The following is a 14354-nucleotide window of genomic DNA, read 5'->3' as shown; positions in this document are numbered from 1 at the left end:
TACGGGGAGGTCCGTGAGGCAGCGTGAGGCCCCTCGCGCTCGGAACCACGCGGGGTTGAGGAGCATCGCGCGTCAGCGAGGACTCCAGCGCCGAGCCTGCTGCCGACCCAGGCCACCAGCGGCCGGGGAGTCGTCCCGCTGAACCATGTCGGCGGACCTCGGGCCCCTCACCTCAGATCGGTTCCGGAGCGTCCGTAGACCGCGTCGACATACCGCTGGGCGGTATCGGGTCGCAGTCCGAAGACTGCCGCGATGTGCAGAGGATCGCGGACGCCCACGGCTTCGACTTCGTCGAGGATTCGGTCCTGCCGCAGGAGGTCGAGGCTGGCTTCCTGTCCACGCAGAGCAGTTCTGAGCCACCACCGGCTGACCGGGCTGTCGTGATGGGCGGTCTGCTGGGTGATCAGCAGATGGGGGTTGGCCGTGCTCGGCCACCTGCGGTTTCGGTGGTCGAGATAGCGCTGGATGGCTTGGTGGGTGAGGTCGTCGAGGGGACGGGACTGGCCCTGGATGGTGAATCGACGGTTGGGCAGATCGGCATCCTCCAGAGCGAGAGTCTGGAGGTGTACGGCTCCGAGCGCATGATGGCCGGTCAGCACCGTCACCAGCCACGTTGCGGGAGTGTGCGTAATTACTCCGATCTCTTCCAGGACGGAGGCCGGGAGCCGGGTCGGGATTCTCTGTCCCGGTCTGCGTGTGACTCTCCGGTCCAGTCGTCGCGTGGGATCAGCGAATACCTTCTGCTGGGCCTTGAGGTAGGCGAAGAGCGATCGCAGTGCAGTCAGCCGGGTGTGCCCGTCGCCGCCGAACGGCGTTGGCGCTTCGAGGGCAGTGACGACCTCGGCCTTGGATATCTCACGGAGCATTCCATGTTCTGTCGACCAGGACAGCAGGGTCGGTCGGACCTGCAACAGGTAGTTTTTCCAGGTGAGTTCGGCCTTGGGGCGGCGGCGGGAGCTGCCGTTCCTCAGGACGTCCATCCAGTCGGCGACGTCGGTGTGGATGCCGGCCGGCAGACAGGCCAGGTTGCGCTCCAGCCATTGATCGAGGGGATCGGCGCGGTCGTCGTCGAGCCGCCCGAGCTCGGCCAGCAGCTCGATGGTCCGGGTGACATTCCGCTTGCAGCCGTCGGCCAGAAGGGCGACGCGGGACGCCGAGTATCTGGGGGTTCCGGCTTCGTGGGTGGCGACTACGCCTTCCAGGGTGAGTGTGACGCTGTCACGCACATCGTGGCTCCATCCCTTGGCCCCGCCGATCCGGGCGACGGCGGGTTCCAGGTGCGCGAACCAGGCCATACGCGGAGCGTCATCGCGCAGTATCCGGTGGGGCAGCTCGTCGATGGGCAGGCTGAAGAGTTCATGCTGGACAGGCCAGCTCACCGGACGCCACATGTGCAACTTGGAGACGGGCTGGGCTATTTGGGCTCTCGCCGCCGCACGCGCCGCGCGGCCCGGGTTGTGGCGCGTGATGCTGCGCTGGGTGTCTCCGATGAACAGCTGCTGGCCGGAGGCCCGTACGAGGTGGAGGGCAGCCGGTCCGTAGTCGCCGCTCTGACCGGCCAGTATCCGGGCCTGGTGACGGCAGAGCCTGCAGTGACCGTCCGAGAGCGGAACCTGGCGTGCGCAGGTTCCACAGGAGCCCGTGGAGTGCGCACGGCTGAAGCTGCGGCACGCCTTGCAGGTCAAGGCATTCATCGGGCCCCAGGCGAAACACGTCCGGCACGAGCGCGGGTGCTCAGACAGTGGCACCAGACCAGGATGGCAACTCCGGCACCAGCCCGACATCCAGAACGTTCCGCCGCACCCCTTGCAGGGCGGAGCCACCCCGCCGTCGCGCGCACATTCCCAGCACCGTAGGTGCTTGGGGGTCCGGGGCGGTCGAACGCCGCAGCCGGAACAGACCAACTCGCCTCGCAGGGCAGCGGTGAACGCCTCGCGATTGTTCACGGCGGTGCCGTACGGCCACTGCGTCGGACCGGCCTGACGGCGGGCGACTGCCCGACCGCGACATCCTGCGTGTCGACATCGGCGACTGGGTGAGCCTGCACTTTTCCGGGCTCGCGCAACAGCAACTCCTCAGGGCCGCAGCCGAGCGCGTCGCAGATGACCTCCAGGTCATCGAGCCGGATCGAGGTCGGCTGCCCGGACCACAGGGACGACATCTTCCCGACGCTGATCTCCAGTCCCCGTTCGGCCAGCAGCCTGCGCATGTCGCTGGCCTTCCAGATCTCGCGGCGAGCCGCCGCCATCCGCAGGTCCCACTTCATGGCCTCACCCCACCCAGCCGGGCCGCCGATCGGTCCGCCGCCCTCTCCCAGGAGTCTTCGATATGACTGTTATGCACGTGTATGTACCCCATCGTGGTGGCGACCCATTCGTGGCCGAGGAGTTCCTGGATCGCGACGATATCCACGCCGTTGCGATACAGCGACGACGCGCAGTAGTGCCGCAGAACGTGTGGGCTCAAGCGCCCCTGCCAGGACGGCAGATGCCGCTCGACGGCCCTGGCCAGGCCAGCCCTCAGCGTCTCGGTGCTGACCCGGCCGCACGATCCGTCGGCCGCGCGGCGCTCGGAGACGAGAAAGGGGGCGCCCGGCTGGTCCCAGGCGTCGTCGAACTGCCCGCGGACCTCCTCGACGAACCACACCGCCTGGTCGCGGGCCCCGTTGATCAGCGGCACGATGCGCTGCTTGGGACCGCGGCGTCGCGAACCCTTGCCGAAGCGCACGTGAACCTTGCCGAGCGGCCCCAACTCCCATTTCAGGTCGGCCATGTCGAGCCGGGTCGATTCCCCGATGCGCAGGCCCACCTGGGACCACAGCTTCGCGGCGGTGTAGTTGCGGGCAGCGGGCAGGAACTTGCGGGTCGTGGCGACGTGGTCGCGCCAGCCGTCGAAGAACTTGGCGATTTCGGCGTCGCTGGGCGGGATGCGGATGTTCAGCTTCCAGCCGTCCCGCGGCCTGTTCATCTCGTCGATCGGACACTGCACGAGGTCGCCGGTCAGCGTGTGGATCTCTGCGTGGTGTCGCAGTTCCAGGTACTCGAAGAAGACCGAGACGCCGAAGGCTTTGCCGCTGAGCGTGCTGTGGGACTGGCCCCGGCACCGCTCGCCGAGGAACCGGTCCGCGTCGTCCGGGCGGGCCGTCCACAGATGACGCCCCATCGAGTCGCGGAACTCCGATACGGCCCTGATCTCTGCCTGGATCGATCCGTCTTCCACTCCCGCTGCGGATCGTGCCAGCACGAAGCCGGCGACCAGGTCCTGCTCGAAGGCGTCGAGGTCCTCATCCGTCGGCGTCGGCCGGACCGAGCGGAGGTCGCGTACCAGCGCCAGCGACACCGCCAACCTCGCCTTCACCAATACGGCACATCGATCAACAAGGAGGCAAATATTTCAGGAATCCCGATGATCCGTCAACTCTGCCCTGCATGCGGGTCGACCACGCAACGCCCCAGGCCAGCAACGGAAGGGGCGGGTAGAGGCACCCGGCGGGGTCAACGAACCCAAGGGACAAGGAACAACATCCTCAATAAGGACGGCCGACCTGGGATGACTCGCAGGCAATGCACGGGCGAATATAAGATTAAGCCAATAAAGCAGAAGGTTCGCGAACTGCTCGGATACCCCTACCCGACACGGATCCCCAAGGGAGTGTTCGTCGAGCAGTGGGTCGGTATCTCCACCGATGAATTCCATCGGGCAAAGGACGCTGACGTCAAGTACATGCGCAATCGGAATCCCCTTCTGGACCTGGGCTGGAGCAGAGCGGACTGCATCCGCTATCTGACCTCACTCGGGCTGACCGAGACACCGAAATCGAGTTGCCTTGGTTGCCCGTTCCACGGAAATGCCCAGTGGAGGCACATCAGGGATTCGTCGCCGTCTGAGTGGGCGGACGTGGTCGAATTCGATGCGGCCATCCGTCAGGGAAATGCTCGCGCGAACGCTTCGGGCAACCGGCTTCTCGGTGAGGCGTTCTTGCACCGCTCCCGTGTCCCTTTGAGCGAGGCGCCGATCGATCATGTCACCGCCGCCGAACGGGCCGCCCTCCAGGCTGGGGCGGGCGAGGCGGACGAGCTGGAGAACGGGGTCGTGGACGGCTGCTCGCCCTGGGCGTGCCGCGGAGACGCGGACGCGCTGGCGCAGGACGACTTCGGGCTGGCCACTTGATACTTGATCTCTTTGCGGGGCCGGGTGGCTGGAGCAGGGCCCTGGGCGTGCTCGGTGTGCAGGATATCGGCCTGGAATGCGACGAGTGGGCCTGCAAGACCCGGGTTGCTGCTGGGCAGTTGACAGTCCGGACCGACGTGGCGATGTATCCGACATGGCCCTGGGTCGGCCGGACACACGGACTGATCGCGTCCCCTCCGTGCCAGGCGTGGAGCATGGCCGGCAAACGCCTCGGCCTGGTGGACCAGCCGCTCGTGCACGAGGCCGTCGAGAATCTCGCCGCCGGACGCGACACCCGCGAACGCCTCCTCACCGCCTGCCGCGACGAACGCTCCCTGCTCGCGGCGGAGCCGATGCGCTACCTCCACGCCCTGAACACGGTCGGCGAGCCCGAGTGGATCGCCATGGAGGAGGTACCCGACGTCCTCCCGCTGTGGAAGCAGTACGCGGCCGTGCTGCGCCGTTGGGGATTCTCCGTGTGGACGGGCATCCTCAACGCCGCCGACTACGGAGTACCCCAGACGCGGAAGAGGGCGATCCTGCTCGCCTCGCGGGTCCGCACGGCCCAGCCCCCCGCACCGACGCATGCCCGAGTCGGCGAACCCGACTCGCTGTTCGGTCCGGGCCGCACCCGCTGGGTCAGCATGGCCGAGGCATTGGGGTGGGGCGCCACTGACCGGCCCGTGCCCACCGTCTGCGCCGGCGGCGGGCCCGGCGGTGGCCCCGAACCGTTCCCCTCCGGCTCCCGCAAGACCCTGTCCGACGCCCGTGAGCGCGGCACCTGGACGCCGCGGCCGGACGGCGTCGTCTTGCAATCCCGCCGCGAAGGCGCGGGCTGGGCGGCCCGGCACGGAACCTGCGAGAACCGCGCCGGGACCGCTCCGGCGCCGACATTCACCGCCGAGGCGCACCGCTGGTCATGGTCCCTGCGCAGCAACAACCAGGCCAACGCCACCGTCCGGCCCCTGTCCGAACCGGCCGGGACACTGTTCTTCGGGCACCGCGCCAATGAATGCACTTGGATCGCCGAACCCCCCACCCACCAGGGGGAGGAAACAGGGTCGGCGCCCGTCCCGGAACCAATCCGGATCACCGCCCGCGAGGCCGGCATCCTGCAAACCTTCCCCGCCGGCTACCCCTGGGCCGGCAACAAGGGCCAGCAGTTCTCGCAGATCGGCAACGCCGTACCCCCATTGCTCGCGGCCCATCTGCTCGCCCCGCACCTGAACGTTGCGCTCAACCCCGACGACTTCACCCTGGCCGCTTGATGCCGCACATACCCGAACCCGACGAGGACGACCTCGACGCGATCCCGCCACCGCACCCGGTGTTCCACGTCGAGCAGGCCCTCCTCGGCGCTCTCCTGCTCGAACCGCAGCGCCTTCGCGACGTGACCGGGATCGACCCCGACGCGTTCTCCACCGCCGCACACGCCGCCCTATTCGCCGCGATCCGCTCCCTGCCGGCACCCGACCCGGCCGAGCACGCCAAGAACACGCAGTGGCTCGACGCCGTGCTCACCGCCGCCCGCGAGCACGCGCGCGGCCTGTCCGCCCCCTACCTCCACACCCTGATCCAGGTCTGCCCCTGGACCCGGCACGCTCCCGCGTACGCACGGATGATCGAGGCAGAGCACTGCCGGCGCCGTATGGCCGCCGCCGCCCAGCGCCTCATGCACACCGCTCGGGACACCTCGCTTCCGCAGCGCGTGGCCACCGTCCTCGATGAGGCCGATGCTCTCGCCACCGTGGTGGACGACATCGCTGCCCGGTTCCCTCCACACGCCGGCTCCCTGCCCCGTACCACTGTTCCTCCGCCGACCCAACCCCAGGACGAGGAAGCGGTCGACGAGGAGCGGCTGCTACTCGCGACCGCGACCGCGTACCCCAGCAGCGTCGAACAGATGAGGTGGCTGACCCCCGGCGACTTCACGCACCCGCTGCACGCCGGGCTGTGGCAGTGCCTGACCACCCTGACGCGGCGCGGCACCCCCGTCGACCCCGTGACGGCCCTGTGGGAGGCACAGCACCGCGGCCTCCTCGACGCCGGGACCGAGCCGAGGGAGCTGCTTGCTCTCCTCGCCGGACCGGCCGGCTCCCCGGAGCACTGGGGCGAGCGCATCCTCCAGCGCTCCGTCCTCGGGACCGCCCACCACATCGGCTGGCGCATCGAGGCATTCACCGACGACCCGGCCACCACGCCGTACCAGCTCGTCGTCGGCAGCCGCCGCGCTCTCGCCGACCTGTCCGCTGTGCGTACCCGGTGGCAGCACGCGACCTCGCCCGAGCCGAATAGGAGGCCCGCGCGCACCAGGGCCACAGCTGCATCCCGGGCAGGTCCGCCGCGGACCACGGCTCCATCTGCCGCACGCATCTCCCGCTGACCCCAAGCCCCGCCGGGCGGTCGGCCCCATGGTTCCGCCGCCGCCAGAAGAGAGCACCTCTTAGTGACACCCCCCTCCATCGACGCGCACGTCCGCCTCGACACCCACCCCATCCACCCCAGCGCCGTGACCGCCACCCTCACCGGCGCCCAGGCTCACATCCCCCACCTGGGCCTGGAGGCCGCCGACTGGAACGTCGTGGCCGAGAACACTCTGGTCCTGGCCCGCATCGATCACGAGGAGCCCTACTGGGCTGAGAAGGCCGCGCAGCAACTGACCGCCGACGGGATCACCGTCGAGATCACGTCCCGGCTCCGAGAAGCGATCGACGAGGAATGGACGTGGGCCGACTACCCGATGCCCTGGTGCACCCGCACCGAGATCCGGGAGGTCTCCGACGAGGCCCAGAAGATCTACGACGACATCCGTCACGGTCGCCTCCTCATCCACGCCCACGCCGAGGACAGCCACACCACCGTCGCGGTCGGGACCTACCTCAACAGCGGCAAGAGCGTCTACCTTCACGGCGAGAACCACCTGCGGCAGGTCGCCGACACCTTCGACTCGCCCGCCCAAGCTCTTGTGTCCTTCGAGCGGTTCCACTGCGACACCATGCGTCCGGGCCCCGCCCCGATGACCGACACCGAGCGCACCGCTGCCGAAGCCCGGACATCACTCGGCGCACCGACCGCCGTGCCCGAGCCGCCCAGCCCGGCACCGGAGACCGTGCCCGCCTACGCCGCCGACGCCGGCGACCACGACGCCTTGCTCAACGAATTCCTCGACACACACGGCGACTGGGAGAAGTGGCGCACCTGGTCAGACGACACCACCCACGCCATCCACGAATCCCAGACCCTGCGCATCGAGCGCGTCCACGAAGCCCCCGCCCACGAAACTGCCTGGGTCGTGGCCGCGTACGAGACGCCCGTCTCGGACCGCATGTGGCATCTCACCGCGACCGGCGCAACCCCTGCCCCCGTGCTGCAGGAGCTGCTGGTTCACCTTGCCGACGGCGACGGGTGGGACACGGCCGTCGGTGCTCCAGTGGATGAGAAGACAGTCACCGCCGCCACGAAGCCCCTCGCCGACGCCGGATGGAAGCACACCGTGGACGGGCGCTGGATCCGCTGGACGTCCGCCGCCGGAGATGCGGGAGTCCAGTTCGACGCCTTCGTCGCCCAACATCCGAACCAAAGCCTCGCCACCTGGACCGTCTGGGCCGGTCCGAGCCTCGACCGCGCCACCTGGACCCTCACAGCGTCCCCGCACACCCCCAGCTCGCTGCTGGCCGACCTCTCTGAAAACCTCGCCCACGGAATCGGCACCCGCCAGCCGCAGGCCACTGCCCGAGAACGCAGGACGAGCCTCGGCACCACGCCGCTGGCCATCCCGGCTGCCAAGGCCGTTCCCACGGTCAGCCGCACACGCTGACCGGCATCCTCACATTCCGAGAGCAAGCGAACATAGGTACAGCCCCGCGGACGGGGGATGCCGCGGGGCTGTACCCGCACCGTACCGCGTGCATGCGACTTCATAGAGGCTTCCGCCGCGCAGAGCCGACGCGGTGCGCAGCCCCTTCCGGTCCGAGCCACCGGACGCTCCTGCATTCACTCCACGAAGCACTCTCGCCACAAGATTGCGGCCAATAGAGTGCGGGCAGGGACCGCGTACGGCAGGGGAGTACAAGTAAACGTGAACGGGCAACGGAGCTTCTCCCTGGAATAACCGGTAACCGCTGGGAGGAGAACGGATGAGCGAGGACGAGCGCGCGCACGGACCGGACGAGGTCGGGTCGGGCGGAGTGCCGCCGCAAGACCGCCTGGCACACCTCGGCCACGTCGAGCGTCCCGCCCAGATGTACGCGATCATGAAAACCGTTTCGAACACTATGCCCGTACCGGCCGACGCGGACGAGTGGATGCAGTCCTTCACCCGCGCGGCGGTCGAGATCGAGCTGAAGCAGCTCTTCGCGGACTACCACGAGCCGTTGGTCCGCTTCTGCTTCACGCTCACGAGCGACTTGCCCGCGGCCGAGGATTTGGCGCAGGCGGTCTTCGTGCGGGTCCGCCGAAGAAGCCCCTCACGGTTCCAAGACGTCCGTCTGGCTGTGGCAGACCGTGCGCCGCCTCTACGACGAAGACTTTCTGCGGAATTGCGGGGTCCGCCCGTGAACGGCCGTGGATACAGCCCGCAGGGCAGCCGACCGGAGCCGACAGCGGCCCCCTCCACCGGCTCCCCGATCTCGCCGGCCGAGAGCCACAACATCGACGCGTACGCGGACATCAGCGCTCAACTCGCGGCCCTGCACACCTTCTTGCGGGCGCGGGCGGCAGAGACACCCGTCGTGACACCGCTCTTCCACGAGTCCCTGAGCTACGCGATGGGGTACGTCGAAGCGTGCATGGAGAAGCGGGACATCGTCGGCGCCGTGCGCAAGCTGGAGTGGATGCGTATCGAGGCGAAGCGCTGGGAGGCCCACCCAGACTTCCCCGCCGCCGGGGCCGCTCGATGACCGAGAGTAGAGCGACACAGGGCAACCTTCGCGCACACCTGGAGGGCTGGGCGCAGCGGCAACCCACCCCTCCAGACCCTGATGCCGAAGTAGAGATCACCGAAGCAACGCTCGTCAGCATCGAGTACGAGCCCGCCCGCTGCCCCACCTGCGGCCCTGCCGAACTGGAGCGGCACCCCCGACTTCCAGTCATGCGGTGCACCAACTGCAAGGAGCACCTTGCACGGCTTGATGAGGGCGAGGCTCGATGACCGACGAGCGACCCAAGCGACCGAGCGGCGATGGAGTGGTCACGGCCGCGGACTGGGCGCGGTTCCTGCGCGCCCGTGTCGAGGATGAGCAGCAGGCCGCCAACTCGGCATCCACAGACGGATGGTGGGAGCTGACCGAGCCCGGGGCGCGCCGCTTCGGCGTCCAGGCCGGCGGCCGGGTCATCGCGCCTGTGCTCACCGGCCGCGGCCACTGGCCCGATCGCGAAGTCACTCTGCACATCGTCCGCAATCAGCCCGGCCGCACCAGTGACGACCTGGTCGCCAAGCTCATGCTCCTCAACCTCCTGGAGCACAGCGAGCAGACCGGCAACGTGCTGACCAACGCGCTCCTCCAGGCCGTGCAGAGGTTCGCCGCACCGTTCATCGGCCACCCCGAGCACCCCGAGTACGTTCCGCCGGAGGGGCAGTGAGCACGGATCTGGACATCACGGATCTGGACGTCGTGGACGCCGAGCTGGTCCCCCACGGGGTCGGCCCGGTCGCCGACGAAGCAGTGCGCTACCTCGTCACCCAGCACACGATGCTGGGGCCCGGCGAACTGCCGCCGCTCGCCAACAAGCGGTCGAGCCATGGGCGACCCAAGCGAGCTCGGCCAGCTCCTCGGTGTCAGCGACATGGGCGGTACCGCCCATCACCTCGCAGGCCGTGTACGACATCAGTCGGCCCGTCTTCGGGTGGATCCGCTCGCCGAGCAGCTTCACGGCGGCCACCTCCAGCCCGGTCTCCTCCTGGGTCTCCCGTACGGCGGCGTCTTCGCGGGCCTCGCCCGGCTCGACTTCACCGGCCGGGAACTGCCACGAGAGCTGGCCTTCGCTGACTCGGCGCCGAACCATGAGTACTCGCTCCTCGTAGACGACGATGGCCGCGGCGATGCCCGGTCGCTCCTCCGCGTTCTGCTGCGTCACGTCTACTCCTCCAGGACGGCCAGGATGGGTGGGAAGATCGTATCGACGGGGATGAAGCGGGGCACCGCGTTTCTGGGGACCCACATGACATCGATGTTCTCGACCGCGTCGGTGTTGCTGGCTTCGCCCGCCAGATACTCGCAAAGGAAGTACTCGCACAGCACTCCGGTCACGGGGTGCAGCCGGTTCCCGAGGTGCTGCCGGACCGCGCAGTGGACACCTGTCTCGTCCGACGCCCACGCCTTCTTCGACTCCACCCTCATCCCCAGCCCCGCCGACCACACCGGCCCCCTCGCTACCCAGACCGCGGCCTGGGACAGACGGCTCGCCGAGGAGACCCCGAACGGCCATCTGCTGCGGCACAACGCCCTCTTCGAGGCCCTAAGCGGCAACGGCAAGCTCCACCTGCTACACGTCACCCACGCCCTGGAGGAGATCAGCCAGCAGGGAGTGCTCTGCCCGTCGGGCGGCTGCCTCGTCGGAAGCATCTACTGCGCGCCGCTCTCACCGCGACCAACGAGGGCTTCCGCATGCACAACCTGGGCTCGTACGTCCTGGCCAAAGAAGCACCGGCCTTCCTGGCCAAGCTCGGCGTCGTTGACCGTGTCCCGACCCCGCTGATCTTTGAGATCGACACCCCGCCACAGGCATACCGCGGACTCGCCGGAGTGGACTACCTGCGGCTGGGCCTCATCCACCTGCAGATCTACAGCCACCTCGAATACCTGCTGAGCAAGAACGAACGGCATCACCTGCGCGAAACCGTCGTCAGCCGGGTCAAGAACTCGGCAGCGTTCCTCGCCACAGCCGCCGCCGTGGCCCACCAGGGCGCCCCGGTCAACGCCGAGCCGTTCCTCCGGCTGCTCGACGAGACGATCCCCCGCCTGCCGATTCTCGGCTACCTGTACCTCGAAGCGGTCGCCGAGTACCTGATGCTCCACTCGACCTCGCACCACACGCGGCGTCTGGCCGAGCTCGGGGAACTGAACAACTGGCTGTACAAGGAGATGCTGTTCGCCTCCTTCCCCGCCATGGCCGGCAAGTTCGACCTCGCGAGCTTCCGTCCCCGACCGAAGCAGCTGGCCGCGCTCATCCACCAGGTCGACCCGACCATCGACACCAGTCACGCGAGCGCGTACCTGGTCGAGCGGATCAGCTACCTCGTCGCCGCCCGCCTCTTCGCCCCTCTGACGCCCCGGAAGCCTGGCAGTTCGACTCCCTCTCCACCCAGCTCGCACCGCTCCTCGGGCACCTGATCCACCGGGAACTGCGCACCTTCGGCCGCTACCCCGACTTCTACTTCGACCAGCACAAGGCGCTGCAAGCCTGGAACTACTGCAACCACATGGACATCGTCGCACCGTTCCACGGCACGATGCCCAAGGGCGAGATCGGCATCAACCCGGCCTACCCCAACCTGGACTACCGCGTGTGGCGCGCCGAGCAGGACGACGCCGGACACCTCCAGCCAGCCGAGGAGCTCTCGCTGACCATCGCCCCGCGGCTGGTGGACATCAAGTACACCCTCATGCGCAACAACCAGTGGACCGCCCCCGCGCCCAGCATCGCCTGATGCACCGCCGCCACCTGCGGCCCCCACCCCACCCCCGAGCAACCTCACACGCAGGAGATCCGTGATGCGTCCCTCCGGCATGCCCTCCGTCGACCTCCTCGGCGAGCAGATCACCGCCCTTCTCGCCGAACCCGCCACCACCCACGGCCTCGCCCGCACCCTGCGGGCCGCCGCCAAGGAGATCGAACTCCACCGCTACCAGCGCGCCAGCCGACTCGCCTGGCCCAGTGGTCGCATCGACGGCTTCTTCAACATCGACGCCGTTCCGTCGGCCGACCTCCTCTGGGACATCCGCGAAGGCATACCCCTCCAGGACGACAGCGTCGCCGAAATCTTCTCCGAGCACTTCCTGGAGCACATCGACTACCCGCGGTCCGCCAAGCACTACGTCCGAGAGGCGTGCCGGGTCCTCGAACCGGATGGCCGGATCATCACCGGCGTCCCCGACGCCGCCTTTGCCCTGAGCCAGTACCCCGGCCCCCTGGATGCCTCCGACGGGACGATCGAGCGCTGGTACGCCAAGCGCGACTGCCTCGGCGACATCAACACCCGCCTCGACCTCGTCAACTTCGTCTTCCGGGACCAGGACGACAACCCCAAGTACACTCCGCATCTGTGGGCCTACGACCACGAGAAGCTGGTGCAATTCTTCACCGAGGCCGGCTTCACCACCGTCGAACCCTGGACGTTCGACCCCACCATGGCCAACCCGAAGCACCGCTGGGGCAGCGTCTACGTCATCGCGACGAAGTAGCGCCCCATCGGCAGCCAGCGAGGTACTGGGCGTTCCCTTCAACAGCCGGCCGAACTCGCAAGCCCGGTACGCGCGCCACGGCGCCTCCCCACGTTCGGCCGCCCGCTGAGAGAGCTCGCATGAACCAGGCCCCGCCAGACCTGCGAGTGGCCCCAGGGCGACCATGTCGCTCTGGGCCTCGCGTAGCGAGGGTGAGCCGGCGCGCAACATAGCGGGGGATCACCGGTTAGCCAAACCGGCGATCCGCCGCATCCTTGTAGATCCACCGCCATTCCCTGACCGCCACGTCGAAAGGCCGCGCCACGACAGCAGCCCACAACTACACATCCCGGCCGCACACGACCGCGCCGGCCACCGGCCCGCTACGCCGCGGCATAGCTGAGGCGGAACAGGTCCTGGGCGCGCTCCAGGTCCCGCTCCGTACGCAGCTGCAGCTCCGAATCGCCGGTGCCGTGGTGACCAAGCCCCGTCACATCCCGGGTCAAGCCCGGAACAAGGTCGACCTCCTTCGGGTCAGCCTTGAGATAGACGAGGAGCTTGGTCTGCTGCGGCGGGCAGACACACGCGAAGTTCCGCAGTCTCTGGTAGGCGCGGTACTGCTTGCGCTGGACCCGGGTGACGCCGTCCCCGAGACCAAGCAGAGCCTCGTCGACCGCCACGGCCAGCTCGCTCATCGCGCCGTCCTGCCTTCGGGCAGTCGGCAGCCCGGCCGCACGCCGACGAACTCGTCTGGCAGCGACCGACTGTCCGGTGACCGATGCCACGGTCTGAAGGCCGATGTGGTCGTTGCCGTAGTACCGGTAGCGGACCAGGTCGATGCTGCGCCGGTGCTCGCGTACGGCATGCGCGTCATAGCGGGTGAAGTCGCCGGCGACACAGATCAGCCGCGGTGCGCTCCACAGGATCTGGGAAGCGGCCGTCGCCCCGAGCCGATCGCGGACCAGGTTCCGGAAGGCGTCCTTATGGGCCATGAGCCAGGACATGTAGTACAGGCCCTGATTGATCACCCCAGCGTCGGTGCCGCGCTTGTACTCGACGACCACGGGTGCGCCGTTCTCGTCGATCCCCAACGAGTCGATCCGCCCGCCGTCGACACAGCCGATGACGAACTCGCTCGCCAGAAATCGCACACCCAGCATCGTCTCCATATGCGCCTCGACGAGGTCCTGCACGTCCGCCTCGACCTCAGCAAGACGCGGCACGACCTCGGTCACGCTACCCGTCACATTGAACAGTTTCAGGCCCACCACTCCCCCTGCACGACCACGACGCCAGAAGAGAACGTCACAGGGCCCAGGGATATTTCCGCCGCCGAAACCCGTATTGAAAAGGACTCAACACCCAGACATGCACACACAGAACAGCGCAATACAGGATGCCCGGTACAGTCCCACGCACATCCGTGCCACCTGGGGCGGGACAGGGAGCGTGGAGGAAGCATCCAAGGCGTTCGGATTCTCCAGGGCGAAGGGCTACGACCTGGTTCGCCAGGGAAAGTTCCCGTGCCGCGTACTCCGCATCGGCCGCAGCACGCGGATCGTCACCACGTCTCTGCTTCGGGTGCTCGAAAGCGGCGAGCCGGAGTACAGCAGCACCCCAGTCGAACACCACGCGCCGCAGTAGCCCGGGGCAAGGACGTGCGGACCAGCTGGTCTCCGCAGCGCTGGGCGCATCCAGGACGGGGCGGCGCCAGTAGAGGCTGCCCGCCGGTCGGGGGAGGCACAGGGCTGGCGGCACAGCGCGGGGCCGTGGCTGAATGCTCAAAGCAACGGCCGCATCTGG

13 protein-coding genes and 2 pseudogenes are annotated in these 14354 nt (G+C 68.3%); 9 read left to right on the top strand and 6 right to left on the bottom strand.

Going from position 1 to position 14354, the window contains the following annotated elements; translation table 11 throughout:
* Nucleotides 1–167: 167 nt before the first annotated feature.
* From J7I98_RS39000 to J7I98_RS38990, 3 genes are all read right to left on the bottom strand, one after another.
* Nucleotides 168–1694 carry a hypothetical protein gene (locus J7I98_RS39000; protein WP_214929800.1) on the bottom strand — a complete coding sequence of 509 codons (1527 nt, stop codon included), beginning with the start codon at nucleotides 1692–1694 and terminating at the stop codon, nucleotides 168–170.
* Nucleotides 1695–1942: 248 nt separating this feature from the next.
* The gene (locus J7I98_RS38995; RefSeq protein WP_030630802.1) at nucleotides 1943–2266 is read right to left on the bottom strand and encodes a helix-turn-helix transcriptional regulator; all 324 of its coding nucleotides are present in this window, start codon (nucleotides 2264–2266) and stop codon (nucleotides 1943–1945) included.
* Nucleotides 2263–3339, bottom strand: coding sequence for a site-specific integrase (locus tag J7I98_RS38990; RefSeq protein WP_214929799.1), 1077 nt, complete (start codon nucleotides 3337–3339; stop codon nucleotides 2263–2265). Before J7I98_RS38990 ends, J7I98_RS38995 begins: the two co-directional genes overlap by 4 nt.
* Nucleotides 3340–3651: 312 nt before the next feature.
* On the opposite strand from J7I98_RS38990, the gene J7I98_RS38985 reads away from it, so the two are divergent.
* The 6 genes from J7I98_RS38985 (at nucleotide 3652) to J7I98_RS38960 (ending at nucleotide 9750) form a co-directional block, all read left to right on the top strand.
* Nucleotides 3652–4170 carry a hypothetical protein gene (locus J7I98_RS38985; RefSeq protein WP_308378102.1) on the top strand — a complete coding sequence of 173 codons (519 nt, stop codon included), beginning with the start codon at nucleotides 3652–3654 and terminating at the stop codon, nucleotides 4168–4170.
* Nucleotides 4167–5438: a DNA cytosine methyltransferase gene (locus tag J7I98_RS38980; protein ID WP_214929797.1), complete on the top strand. Its 1272-nt coding sequence runs from the start codon at nucleotides 4167–4169 to the stop codon at nucleotides 5436–5438. Before J7I98_RS38985 ends, J7I98_RS38980 begins: the two co-directional genes overlap by 4 nt.
* Nucleotides 5438–6553 (top strand): DnaB-like helicase N-terminal domain-containing protein, encoded by a 1116-nt coding sequence (locus J7I98_RS38975; protein ID WP_214929804.1) that lies wholly within the window; start codon nucleotides 5438–5440, stop codon nucleotides 6551–6553. The genes J7I98_RS38980 and J7I98_RS38975 overlap by 1 nt, the downstream gene beginning before the upstream one ends.
* Nucleotides 6554–6616: 63 nt before the next feature.
* Nucleotides 6617–7987, top strand: coding sequence for a DUF317 domain-containing protein (locus J7I98_RS38970; protein WP_214929796.1), 1371 nt, complete (start codon nucleotides 6617–6619; stop codon nucleotides 7985–7987).
* Between the two features lie 319 nt (nucleotides 7988–8306).
* Complete coding sequence (locus tag J7I98_RS38965; RefSeq protein ID WP_214929795.1) at nucleotides 8307–9068, top strand: hypothetical protein; 762 nt, start codon at nucleotides 8307–8309, stop codon at nucleotides 9066–9068.
* Between the two features lie 247 nt (nucleotides 9069–9315).
* Nucleotides 9316–9750 carry a DUF6221 family protein gene (locus tag J7I98_RS38960; RefSeq protein ID WP_214929794.1) on the top strand — a complete coding sequence of 145 codons (435 nt, stop codon included), beginning with the start codon at nucleotides 9316–9318 and terminating at the stop codon, nucleotides 9748–9750.
* A gap of 96 nt (nucleotides 9751–9846) precedes the next feature.
* Here the strand turns inward: J7I98_RS38960 and J7I98_RS38955 are convergent, their stop codons facing one another.
* Both J7I98_RS38955 and J7I98_RS38950 read right to left on the bottom strand, forming a co-directional pair.
* Entirely contained in the window at nucleotides 9847–10245 is a 399-nt protein-coding gene (locus J7I98_RS38955; RefSeq protein WP_214929793.1) for an NUDIX hydrolase, read from the bottom strand.
* A gap of 2 nt (nucleotides 10246–10247) precedes the next feature.
* Nucleotides 10248–10475 (bottom strand): annotated as a pseudogene (locus J7I98_RS38950) (NUDIX hydrolase); the annotation flags it as partial.
* Between J7I98_RS38950 and J7I98_RS42780 the strand changes: the two are divergent.
* Both J7I98_RS42780 and J7I98_RS38940 read left to right on the top strand, forming a co-directional pair.
* Nucleotides 10474–11818, top strand: a pseudogene (locus J7I98_RS42780) (hypothetical protein); the annotation flags it as partial. The pseudogenes J7I98_RS38950 and J7I98_RS42780 overlap by 2 nt on opposite strands.
* A 64-nt stretch (nucleotides 11819–11882) precedes the next feature.
* Nucleotides 11883–12572, top strand: coding sequence for a methyltransferase domain-containing protein (locus tag J7I98_RS38940; RefSeq protein ID WP_214929792.1), 690 nt, complete (start codon nucleotides 11883–11885; stop codon nucleotides 12570–12572).
* 362 nt (nucleotides 12573–12934) lie between these two features.
* Here the strand turns inward: J7I98_RS38940 and J7I98_RS38935 are convergent, their stop codons facing one another.
* A complete protein-coding gene (locus J7I98_RS38935; protein ID WP_214929791.1) occupies nucleotides 12935–13822 on the bottom strand; it encodes a DUF5655 domain-containing protein in 888 nt (295 codons plus the stop codon).
* Between the two features lie 178 nt (nucleotides 13823–14000).
* On the opposite strand from J7I98_RS38935, the gene J7I98_RS38930 reads away from it, so the two are divergent.
* Nucleotides 14001–14195 (top strand): helix-turn-helix domain-containing protein, encoded by a 195-nt coding sequence (locus J7I98_RS38930; protein WP_308378100.1) that lies wholly within the window; start codon nucleotides 14001–14003, stop codon nucleotides 14193–14195.
* Nucleotides 14196–14354 lie beyond the last annotated feature (159 nt).

Origin of the sequence: Streptomyces sp. ISL-98 (genome assembly GCF_018614055.1) — a bacterium.
Classification (GTDB): domain Bacteria; phylum Actinomycetota; class Actinomycetes; order Streptomycetales; family Streptomycetaceae; genus Streptomyces; species Streptomyces spiramyceticus.
The sequence above is the reverse complement of the archived record's forward strand: the minus strand, read 5'-3'. Positions and strand labels throughout refer to the sequence as shown.

What these genes read in the sequence shown, in the direction of transcription:
- J7I98_RS39000 (WP_214929800.1), bottom strand. Translation starts at nt 1,694, where the DNA reads ATGAATGCCTTGACCTGCAAGGCGTGCCGCAGCTTCAGCCGTGCGCAC.
- J7I98_RS38995 (WP_030630802.1), bottom strand. Translation starts at nt 2,266, where the DNA reads ATGAAGTGGGACCTGCGGATGGCGGCGGCTCGCCGCGAGATCTGGAAG.
- J7I98_RS38975 (WP_214929804.1), top strand. Translation starts at nt 5,438, where the DNA reads ATGCCGCACATACCCGAACCCGACGAGGACGACCTCGACGCGATCCCG.
- J7I98_RS38965 (WP_214929795.1), top strand. Translation starts at nt 8,307, where the DNA reads ATGAGCGAGGACGAGCGCGCGCACGGACCGGACGAGGTCGGGTCGGGC.
- J7I98_RS38960 (WP_214929794.1), top strand. Translation starts at nt 9,316, where the DNA reads ATGACCGACGAGCGACCCAAGCGACCGAGCGGCGATGGAGTGGTCACG.
- J7I98_RS38940 (WP_214929792.1), top strand. Translation starts at nt 11,883, where the DNA reads ATGCGTCCCTCCGGCATGCCCTCCGTCGACCTCCTCGGCGAGCAGATC.